This window comes from bacterium, assembly GCA_027622355.1.
Taxonomy (GTDB): domain Bacteria; phylum UBA8248; class UBA8248; order UBA8248; family UBA8248; genus JAQBZT01.
The window spans coordinates 1-10,314 of sequence record JAQBZT010000077.1 but is presented as its reverse complement, the minus strand read 5'-3'; the positions used below and the strand labels follow the sequence as shown (position 1 = coordinate 10,314).

Sequence of the window (10,314 nt, the reverse complement as noted above, 5' to 3'; positions counted from 1 at the left end):
GGCGGCACGCAGCGTCTCGCCCGTCTGGTCGGCATGGCCCGGGCGATGGAGATCAACATGACGGGCGATATGATCCCCGCAGAGGAAGCCTGCCGGATCGGCCTGGTGAACAAGGTGGTCCCCGCCGATAAGCTGATGGAGGAGGTGTACGCGCTGGCGGCCAAGATCTGCCAAAAGAGCGCGCCCGTGATCAGGCTGATCCTCCGCGCCGCCTACGGCGGCATCGAGGGAAGCCTCGAGGATGGACTGAAGCTGGAATCGGATCTGTTCGGCCTTGTCTTTACGACGGAAGACAAGTCGGAGGGCATCGCGGCCTTTCTGGAAAAGCGCGAAGCGAAGTTCCAGCACCGTTGAGAGAGAACTGCGGCATGGCGAAAAATACTGTATTGAAGCCGGGCAGGGGAAAATCCGCCGCCCCGGCCTCAAGAGATGCCCGCAACAACGGCGCCCTGTCGGTTGTGAAGCCGGGCCGCCCCCGGGACAAGGGGCAGGTTCGCAAGAACATTTCCAAAAACATCGAGAAGAATACAAAATTCGCACGGATCAAGACGTGGATGCAGGAGAATCTGCCGCCCCCGGGAACCCCGGAGTGGGAAGCCCTCTGCACCCACTGCGGAAAATGCTGCTACGACAAAATTTGGGCGGGAAACCGGCTTCTTCTCCTCACCAGCCCTTGCTCTTTTCTGGACACGAAAACGGAGAGATGCACCTGCTACGATGAGCGCTTCGAGAGGGAGCCGCTCTGCTTGCCGATCAACCACGAAATCATCCTCATGGGCGGTCTTCCCGAGGATTGTCCGTATGTCGCAGGGCTTCCCGGCTACAAGGGCCCCATTCCGGTAGACAAGACCATCGATGAGTGTTGAGGGCGAGGCGAACAGGCGCGTCTTCCACCATGCCGTTCTTTTCCGGGTATTTTGATGGCCATTGCCACACATCCGAATCTGACAGACGAGCAGGCGGCGCTTCGGTCGCTGGCCCGCGATTTTGCCGAGGGGCGTCTCGCCCCGGGCGCCGCCGATCGGGATCGCACGGAAGCGTTCCCGGAGGGGGCCTTCCTCGAGGCCGCCCGTCTGGGGCTGCTGGGGGTTGAGTTTCCCGAGGCGCTCGGGGGGGGCGGCAGGGGGATTTCGGAAAATATTCTGGTGCTGGAGGAGCTTGCGCGCGTGGACGCAAGCTTTTCCCTGACCGTTGCCGCCTCATCGGGTCTGGCGGCGCGCCACATTTGTATCGGGGGGAGTAAAGCGCAGGCAGAGCGGTGGATTCCGCCCCTCCTGGAGGGTGGCCTGGGGGCCTGGGCGCTCACCGAGCCCGACGCGGGGAGCGATGCGGCGGCGCTGAAATGCCGGGCGGCGGCAGACGGGGGGGGCTATGTCTTGAACGGGGCGAAGATGTTCATCTCCCAAGGTTCCCGCTTTTCCACGCTGGTGGTGATGGCGCGGACCGGTGAGGGGCACGGCGGCATCAGCGCCTTTGTCGTGGAAAAAGGGGATGCGGGAAGAACCAGCCGCCCCCTGAAGGGGAAACTCGGGATGCGCTCGATGGACACGGCGGAGATCGTGTTCGAGAATTGCCGCATTCCCGGGGACAGGCTTTTGGGTCGTCTCGGCGGGGGATTCGCCCAGGCCATGGCGGTGATCGTTCCGGGGCGGATCGGGGTTTCCGGCATCGCCGCAGGCATCGGCCAGGGCGCGTTGGAGGCGGCGGAGAACTACGCGCTCGAGCGCCGGGCGTTCGGGAAGAACATCTCGGACTTTGGCGCGATCCGGGAGATGCTGGCCGAGAGCGCGATCGATCTGGCCGCCTCCCGGGCGCTGACGGAAGAGGCGGCGCGCCGGTGGGACGCCGGGGAGGAGTGTGAAGAGAGCGCCTCGATGGCTAAGCTTTTCGCCAGCGAGGCGGCGGTGAGGGTGTGCGATCGCGCCATTCAGATTTTCGGCGGCTCCGGCTATCTGGACGATACTCCGGTGGGGCGCTTCTGGCGGGATGCTCGCTTGATGCCCATCGGCGAGGGGACCAGCGAGATCCAGAGGGTGATAATTTCAAAGTCCGTCTTATCCTGATATATCAGATATTTACAATGCGTTATTAAAGCGAATTCTCGCCGTATTTTTCTCTGTCTCAAGGAGGCACGCCGTTGGGAGAGCTCAGGGAAGGCCGGGATTTTCGGGTCGTTTTTGTGACGGCGGGCGCGGAGGAAGAGGGTGCCAAGATTGCCCGGGCGCTCGTGGGAGAGAAACTGGCGGCTTGCGTCAATATCGTCCCGGGCCTGCGGAGCATCTACGCCTGGAAGGGGAAGATCGAGGACGATCCGGAGGTGCTGCTGATCATCAAAACCGTGGCCTCGAATCTCGAAGCGCTCTCCCGCCGCGTGGCCGAGCTGCACAGCTACGACGTGCCCGAGGTGGTCGCCCTGGCACTGGACCGGGGCCGCGAAAGCTATCTGGACTGGCTGGCGGAGAATTGCCACACATCGGTTGGTGAGTAGGGGGAAGCCGGCCGGGCTAAAGAATCGGCAGATAGGTGTTCAGCTCATAGTCGGAAACATGGGCGCGGTAGCGTTCCCATTCCAGCTTTTTGTTCTCGATGAATTTCCGGTGAAGGGCCTCGCCGAATACCCGTTTCAGCAATTCGCTCTCCTCGGCCAGCTTGATGGCCTCGTTCAGGTCGCTCGGCAGCGTCCCGATGCCCCTTTTGGCGCGTTCCTCGGGGCTCAATTCGAAAACATTTTCCTCGACAGGCGGGACGGGCGGATAGCCCTTTTCGACTCCTTCCAGCCCGGCGGCGAGCATGCACGCGAAGGTCAGGTAGGGGTTGCAGGCCGGGTCAGGCGAGCGGAATTCGATGCGGGTGTCGGACTCATGGCCCCGCCGCAGGGTGGGGATTCGAATGAGATCGCTGCGGTTCTTGTGGGCCCAGGAGAGGTACAAGGGCGCCTCGAAGCCCGGCACGAGGCGCTTGTAGCTGTTTGCCCACTGGTTGAATACCAGCGTCAGCTCGGGGGCATGCCGGAGAAGCCCCGCGATGAAGGCAAGGCACAGATCGGAGAGCCCGTCTTTTTTCTTTGGGTCGAAAAAGGCGTTTTCGTTTCCCCGGAACAGGGAAAGATGGGTGTGCATCCCGTTCCCGTTGCTGTCGCCAAGCGGCTTGGGCATGAAGGTGGCGTAGACATTGTGGTGCATGGCCACTTCCTTGACGACGAGCCGGTAGGTCATGGCGTTGTCGGCCATGGTGAGCGCATCCCCGTAGCGAAGGTCGATCTCGTGCTGGCTCGGGCCGACTTCGTGGTGGCTGTATTCGACCCCGATGCCCATGGCCTCAAGGTTCAGCACGGTTTCGCGTCGCAGATCGCTGGCCACATCGAGCGGTGTCAGGTCGAAGTAGCCGCCGCGGTCGAGTGTTTCCAGGGGCGGGTCCGATGACCGGAAGTAGTAGTGTTCGAACTCTCCACCGACGTAGTAGGTGAAGCCCTTGGCGGCCGCTTCTTTCAGCATTTTTTGAAGAACGTACCGCGGGTCGCCCGTGTAGGGCGTGCCGTCGGGAAGATGAATGTCGCAGAACATCCGGGCCACGGCGCCGCCGGACTTGGGGCGCCAGGGAAGGACGCAGAAGGTGGTGGGATCGGGATGGGCGAACATGTCGCTCTCCTCGATCCGCGCGAAACCCTCGATGGCGGAGCCATCGAAGAGATGGCCGTCGTACATGGCCGTTTCAAGCTCTTCCGCGGAGATGGCGAAGCTTTTGAGGAAGCCGAGGATGTCCGTGAACCAGAGGCGGATAAACCGGACCCCGAGTTCCTTGGCCTGGTGGATGACGAAATCCTTGTCCGCCGACCTCGTGGGCGCTGTCACCGCAAAGCTCCTCCCTCCGGCCTGCTCGCCAAAAGCCGCAGGGTGACACAAGGGGACTCTTCCGGGAAAGAGTCCCCTTGTCGAAAATTTTATCCGGTTTTCCCGTCCCCGCAATGCCCGATTTCAGGTCTCAGCTTTTGGGGTAGGCCTCCATCCCGTGCTCGGCCAAGTCCAAACCCGTGTATTCGTTTTCGGGCGACACCCGGATTCCGACGATGGCCCGGACGATATACCACAGTATGAGTGAAAGGACGAATGTGAAAGCCCCCACTGCGGCCACGCCGACGATTTGTTTGAAGAGAAACCCGGTACCGCCCCCGTAGAAGAGTCCTGCGGCACCGCCCGTGAGTCCCGGGTTGCCCCAGAGGCCGAGGGCGATGGTCCCGAATACGCCGCACACCAGATGGACCGATATGGCGCCCACCGGGTCGTCGATCCGCACCCGGTCGAAGAAGGGAACCGAGAGACAAACCAGCGTGCCCGCGATGGCGCCGATGAGGACGGACACCGCCGGGGTCACGAAGGCGCAGGGGGCGGTGATCGCCACCAGCCCGGCCAGGGCGCCGTTGACGCTCATGGAAAGGTCGGCTTTTCCGAAGAACATTCGCGAGAAAATGCTCGAGGTGATAACGCCGGCGGCGGCGGCGAGATTGGTCGTGACGGCGATTCGCGCGATGGCGCCGGGGTCGGCCGCCATTGTGCTTCCGGGATTGAATCCGAACCATCCCAGCCAGAGGATGAAGCCGCCCAGCGTGACCAGTGCCATGTTGTGGCCGGGAATGGGCGTCATTCTGCCCTGTGCGTCGTACTTCCCCAGCCGGGGTCCGAGGACAATGATGCCGGCGAGACCCGCCCAGCCGCCCACGGAGTGGACGACGGTCGAGCCGGCAAAGTCGAGAAAGCCCCATGATCCGAGCCATCCCCCGCCCCAGATCCAGTGTCCCTGAATGGGGTAGAGGATGGCGACGAGGAGAAAGCTGAAAATCATGAAGGAGGAAAAGTGAATCCGCTCGGCGACGCAGCCCGAGACGATGGTCGCCGCGGTGGCCGCAAATACGAGCTGAAAGAAGAATTTGGCGTAAAGCGGTATGCCGGTCCAGTTCAGAGACGCGAATACGCCCTTGTAGGCGCTTCCCATGAGGGGGCTGTTGTCCGCCCCGGCGAGGAAAAGACCGTGCATTCCCGTAAAGGCGTTTCCGTCGCCGAACATGAGGGCGAAGCCGATCACCCAGAAGGCGAGGGAGGAGACTGCCACGACACCGAAATTTTTATACAGGATGGCGACGGTGTTCTTGGCTCGGCACAGGCCCGACTCCAGCATCGCGAAGCCGGCGTGCATCCAGAACACGAGAAACCCGGCCACCATCACCCAGACAGTATCCAGGGCCACCCGCATGTCCGCGACTGCTTTTGTGAGTTCCTTGGCTTCTTGCGTCCATCCCGCGTCCGCGGACAGGAGCAGGAAGGCGGTGGCCAGTCCCAGTGTAGCGGCCACACGTTGGGTCGTCCGCATTTCATCTTCCTCCGATAGCATCAAGCCCTTTGCCCAGGCAGAAATTGTGGCTCCTCATGGGGTTTCGCTCGTTCGGCCTGATGCTAGGGGGAGGTTGTTACAGGAAGATTACCGGAAAATTTCAGAGGGGTTAAATCGGCGAATTCCCGTAGATTTCAGGGTGTTTTCAGGCGACAGGGAAGCCGCCGCCCAGGGAGGAGTTGTCCTCCTCGAGGAATTTGTAGCCGACGCCCCGAATGGTCGAGATGAAGTTTTGCCCCTCGGCCTCGATTTTCGAACGGATTCGGCGGATATGAACATCCACCGTGCGGGCGCCGCCGATGTAGTCGGCCCCCCATACGAGATTGAGCAATTGCTCTCTGTCGAACACACGGCCCGAATTTTTCATCAAATGCTTGAGAAGCTCGAATTCCCGGAAGGTGAGGTCGATCAGATGGCTGTTGAGGCGGATTTCGTAGCGGTCCTCATCGAGGGAGAGCCCCCTTGAAGCCAGGTGGCCCTGCGCCGCGGCCTCTCCGGCGGCGTTGCTGTTTTGGCAAAGATTCCGAACGCGAAAAAGAAGTTCCTCCTCCCGGATGGGTTTGACGATGACATCGTCCGCCTCGAGCGGGATCCGATGTTCCTGGAGGCGCCCCGGATCGGCAAGAAGGAGGAGAGGAAGAGAGGTCCATTTCCGAAAGTCGCTGACGGTCAAAAGCGCCGGGGCGTCATCGAGAAGGATGAGCGCGAGCCCCCGCGCCTTCACCTCGTTGAGGACCTCCTCTTCGTCATCGACGATTTTGCACGCATGTCCCTCCCGGCGCAGAGACCGCGTCAGGGCGTCGGCGAAGTCGTAATCCGCCGTGTATATCAGGAGTTTTGCCATAGATATGACCCTACCCCTTGGAAAGTTGAGCCGACGGGTGGAAACGCGCAGGGAGATTACAGCGAATGGGGGGGGAGGTAAAGTTAAATATTGGAAATTTTCTCGGTCATCTCGACCAGGCTGTCCAGGTTGTGCGCCGACATGAAAGCGTCGCAGTAGGGAAGCGCTGTGCGCATTCCCCGATCGATGGGCCGGTAGCCGGGGCTGCCGAGCAGCGGATTCAGCCAGAGGAGCTTGTGGCATTTCTTTTTCAGGCGGTCCATTTCTGCGGCGAGGGTGTCGGTATCGCCTCGGTCCCAGCCGTCGGAGATGATGAGGACGATGGTGCGGCGGTTCATGATCTGCCTGCCGTGATGATAGTTGAAGTCTTTGATGCAGTTGCCGATCTGGGTGCCGCCGCTCCAGTCGTGCACCTCGTGGGCGAGGCGCTGGAGGGCCGTGCGGACATCTTTGTGGCGCAGATAGGGGGTGGCGTCGGTGAGACGTGTGCTGAAAACAAACGTCCGCAGGGATTTGATCTCGTTTTGCAGGCTGTAAAGAAACTGAATCAGGAACTGGCTGTAGCTGTCCATCGAGCCGGAGACGTCGCAGAGAAGCACGAGCTGTGTTTTCTGGATTTTCCGGCGACGGCGGAACAGACGGAGGACTTCGCCGCCCGTGCGGATGCTCCGCTTGACGCTGCGCTTGAGGTCGATCTCGCGGGCGCGGAGGTCTGATTTTTTGCGCCGGCTGATCTTGGTGGCCAGCTTCGGTACCAGGCGGGCGATCATCCGCCTGAGCTCTGCGATCTGATCGGCTTCAAAGGTTGAAAAATCCTTCTGCATGAGGACTTCACCGGGGCTGTAGGAGGGGAGGCCTTCTTCCTCCTCGTCGGCATCGCCGGGTTCGCCCTCTACGCCCTCTTCCTCGTCGGAGGGGAGGTTGCTCCCCTCTTGCTTGTCGGCCTGGGAGTCCGAGTCGCCCTCCTCGGCCGGGGTGCCGCCCTCCTGGCCGCCGCCGTCGCCCGAGTCGTCCTCGGCCGCCGCGTCCATCTGGGCCGTATCGTCCCCGCTGTATTCGTTTCCCTGCTCATCGAACCAGTAGCGTCTGAAGACAGCATCGAAGAGGGCGCTTTCCTCCTGGCTCGATACGAGGTTCGCCTTCGTGGAGACGTAGATGTTGTCCAGCTGGGTGATGTTGAGGTGCTCGAGACTGCGGAACAGGTCGATGATGCGGCCGGAGGTGACCTTCAGCCCGGCGCGGCGGAGTACCCGGCAAAAACCGATAACTTCGCCGTGGACACCGTGTCCGGGTGTGCGTACCTTCCGCCGGGGAAGGGTGCCGGCGACGATGGGCCGGATGGTCATGGGAGCGTGCTCTTAGGCATCTTTGGCTAGCTGGGAAGAGGCGACCACCCGATCGTAGCCGTTTTCTTCGATGCGCCGGATGTCCTCCTGGTACTTGAGGATGCAGCCTATCGTATCGCGAACGGCCTCCGGGTCGAGTTCGGACTTGTGGAGGATGAGGAGGGCCTGCGCCCAATCGAGGGTTTCGGCCACCCCGGGCCGCTTGTAGAAGTCCATCTTTCTCGCCTCGATCATGAACCGGCAAATTTGCTCGGCGAGAATCTCAGGCGTCCCCGGGACTTTGGTTAAAACGATCTCCACCTCTTTTTCGAAGGTAGGGTAGTCCACCCACAGGTAGAGGCAGCGGCGCTTGAGAGCGTCGTGGATTTCGCGCGTGCGGTTGCTGGTGAGGACGACCAGTGGCTTGCGGACCGCCTTGATGGTGCCCATCTCGGGGATGGTGATCTGGTAGTCCGAGAGAATTTCGAGAAGGAATGCCTCGAATTCTTCGTCGGAGCGGTCCACCTCGTCAATGAGCAGCACCACGGGACGCTCCTTGGAGTGGAGGAGGGCCCGGAGGAGGGGGCGTTCGATCAGGTACTCCTGGCTGAAGATGTCCTTCTCCACCTGCTTCACGTTGGAGTTGTGCCCCTCCTCCATCTTGATATGGAGGAGCTGCTTCGCGTAGTTCCACTCGTAGAGCGATGCGTTCGAATCGAGTCCCTCGTAGCACTGGAGCCGGATGAGCTCGGTGTCCAGGGCCGTGGCCAGCACCTTCGCCAGCTCGGTTTTCCCGACGCCCGCTTCTCCCTCGAGGAAAAGCGGTTTTTCGAGCTGAATTGCGAGGAAAAGGGTCGTGGCCAAGGTCCGGTCGGCGATGTAGTCGTGTTTTTTGAATATCTCCTGAACGGCTTCCACGGAAGCGAGTTCGATCTCGCCCGGCTTGCGGCGCTTGGCGCCGCTTCCTTCCTTTGAGGTCACTATGATTTCCTTTTGCGAGAGGCCAGATCGGCGGCAGCGGCCTCGATGGCGTCGATGATTTTGACGTAGCCCGTGCAGCGGCAAAGATTTCCGGCGATTCCGGCCTTGATCTCTTCGCGGGACGGCTTGGAATTTTCATCCAAAAGCGCCTTGGCGGCCACGATCATGCCGGGAGTGCAAAAGCCGCATTGGATTCCGCCGTGCTCGATGAATTTCTGCTGGATCGGGTGGAGGTTATCCACGGTCCCGATTCCCTTGACGGTGGTGATTTTGCGGCCGTCGACCTGAACGCCCAAGACGCAGCAGGCATTCACCGCCAGGCCGTCGAGGAGAATCGTGCAGGCGCCGCAGTCTCCCGCTTCGCATCCGTTTTTCACCTCGGTGAAGCCCAAATCCCGCAGAAGATACAGCAAGGTGGTGTGGGCGGCCGCCTCGGTCTGCACCGGAGATCCGTTCACGTTCATGGAGATCGGATACCGGGAGGGCGATGCGGCTGCCTTCGCGGCGCGCGCCGGAGACTTTTTCGCCTTCGCCCTGGCGGTCTTCTTGGCGGCGGGTCTGCGCCCCGCCGTCTTCTTCTTCACAGCCGCTTTCTTCTTTCTTTTTGCGCCGGTTGCCATGATCGTCGGATATCTCCTGGCTAAAAGAGCGATGATTTAATCGGTGTCGATCGGGATGCCGAGCGCCTGGCAAATCAGGCGCCGGGGAAGCGTCTCGCACATGAGCTTGCGGTACTCGGCCGAAGCACGAATGTCGTCAATGGGCGAGGCCGCCGCCGCGCAGGCCTCCGCGGCCCTCTGGGCAAGGGGGAGATCGATCTTTTTGCCCTTGAGAAGTTTCTCGGCCTGGGGGCACGTGATGGGCGTCGGGGCGACAGAGCCGAGGGCGATACCCGCTTCCTGGCAGATATTCCCCTTCATCTGGAGCACCACGGCGGCGCCGACGACGGTAATGGCCATGGCGTTTCTCCGGGCCAGCTTGTAGTAGCCCCATTTATGGTTTTTGCCCGGGGCGGGGAAATTCACCTCGGTGATGATCTCCCCCTTTTTGACGTCGGTCTTGCGATAGCCCTTGAGGAACTTCTCGAGCGTAACCGTCCGCGTGCCTCCCGGCCCGGAGAGCTTCACCTTCGCCTTGAGGGCGAGGAGCGGGGGGACGGCGTCGGCCGCCGGGCCCCCGTCGATGAGGTTGCCGGCCAGGGTGGCGCGGTTGCGGATGATGGGCCCGGCGAATTTTTTCGCCATCCCCTGGAGGATAGGGGCTTCGCGGCCGATCGCCGCGCTCTGCAGAAGATCGGTGATGGTCGCCAGCGCACCGATGTGGACAGTCCCTTTTTTGACGGAGATGCCCCGGAGCGCATCAATGCGCATCAGGTCGATGACGACGCCCGGGCCACCCGCGTGCTGATGGCGAAGGTCGGGGAGGAAATTCGTGCCGCCGGCGATGAATTTGTAGTTCTTCCCCTTGGCGGCCTTGAGTGCGGCCTGAACGGTTTTGGGAGAGACAAAATCGAATCTTTGCATGAATTCCGAGCCCTTCTTGTAGAAATGGGGATCCCATGACCGGCAGGAAACGCGGAAGCACTTTCTTGGCCGGGCAGGTTCCCGAAGCCAACAGCGGAACACACACCAGGGATTTGTCCGTTTCCTCCTCAATAATCGTTGCGTACACTATCAATCCCCATTATGACCGTCAAGTAATAAGCGCCCTTGCGGGGCCGATTGGGGCGGGCGTAGAATTCTCCTAACTGCTCGTAACTACGGGGGATCTCGGATGGGG

At 61.4% G+C, this 10,314-nt stretch carries 11 protein-coding genes; 4 read left to right on the top strand and 7 right to left on the bottom strand.

Going from position 1 to position 10,314, the window contains the following annotated elements; genetic code table 11:
• The 4 genes from O2807_06340 to O2807_06325 all read left to right on the top strand — a co-directional run.
• Positions 1–354: enoyl-CoA hydratase-related protein (locus O2807_06340; GenBank protein MDA1000120.1), on the top strand; the 354-nt coding region annotated here is incomplete at its 5' end.
• A 14-nt stretch (positions 355–368) separates the two neighbouring features.
• Positions 369–866 carry a hypothetical protein gene (locus O2807_06335; GenBank protein ID MDA1000119.1) on the top strand — a complete coding sequence of 166 codons (498 nt, stop codon included), beginning with the start codon at positions 369–371 and terminating at the stop codon, positions 864–866.
• Positions 867–920: 54 nt separating this feature from the next.
• Positions 921–2,063 (top strand): acyl-CoA dehydrogenase family protein, encoded by a 1,143-nt coding sequence (locus tag O2807_06330; protein ID MDA1000118.1) that lies wholly within the window; start codon positions 921–923, stop codon positions 2,061–2,063.
• 74 nt (positions 2,064–2,137) lie between these two features.
• The gene (locus tag O2807_06325) at positions 2,138–2,488 is read left to right on the top strand and encodes a divalent-cation tolerance protein CutA (GenBank protein MDA1000117.1); all 351 of its coding nucleotides are present in this window, start codon (positions 2,138–2,140) and stop codon (positions 2,486–2,488) included.
• Between the two features lie 16 nt (positions 2,489–2,504).
• Here O2807_06325 and O2807_06320 read toward each other — a convergent pair whose 3' ends face one another.
• The 7 genes from O2807_06320 to O2807_06290 form a co-directional block, all read right to left on the bottom strand.
• On the bottom strand, positions 2,505–3,851 hold the full coding sequence (locus O2807_06320; protein ID MDA1000116.1) for a glutamine synthetase family protein: 1,347 nt from the start codon (positions 3,849–3,851) through the stop codon (positions 2,505–2,507).
• A 130-nt stretch (positions 3,852–3,981) separates the two neighbouring features.
• On the bottom strand, positions 3,982–5,364 hold the full coding sequence (gene amt, locus O2807_06315; GenBank protein MDA1000115.1) for an ammonium transporter: 1,383 nt from the start codon (positions 5,362–5,364) through the stop codon (positions 3,982–3,984).
• A gap of 166 nt (positions 5,365–5,530) precedes the next feature.
• Positions 5,531–6,229 carry a response regulator transcription factor gene (locus tag O2807_06310; protein MDA1000114.1) on the bottom strand — a complete coding sequence of 233 codons (699 nt, stop codon included), beginning with the start codon at positions 6,227–6,229 and terminating at the stop codon, positions 5,531–5,533.
• Positions 6,230–6,312: 83 nt separating this feature from the next.
• Positions 6,313–7,575, bottom strand: a complete 1,263-nt coding sequence (locus O2807_06305; protein MDA1000113.1) for a VWA domain-containing protein — start codon at positions 7,573–7,575, stop codon at positions 6,313–6,315.
• 12 nt (positions 7,576–7,587) lie between these two features.
• Positions 7,588–8,535 carry a MoxR family ATPase gene (locus O2807_06300; GenBank protein ID MDA1000112.1) on the bottom strand — a complete coding sequence of 316 codons (948 nt, stop codon included), beginning with the start codon at positions 8,533–8,535 and terminating at the stop codon, positions 7,588–7,590.
• The gene (locus O2807_06295; protein ID MDA1000111.1) at positions 8,535–8,999 is read right to left on the bottom strand and encodes a (2Fe-2S)-binding protein; all 465 of its coding nucleotides are present in this window, start codon (positions 8,997–8,999) and stop codon (positions 8,535–8,537) included. Before O2807_06295 ends, O2807_06300 begins: the two co-directional genes overlap by 1 nt.
• 192 nt (positions 9,000–9,191) lie before the next feature.
• Entirely contained in the window at positions 9,192–10,058 is an 867-nt protein-coding gene (locus O2807_06290; GenBank protein ID MDA1000110.1) for a xanthine dehydrogenase family protein subunit M, read from the bottom strand.
• Positions 10,059–10,314 lie beyond the last annotated feature (256 nt).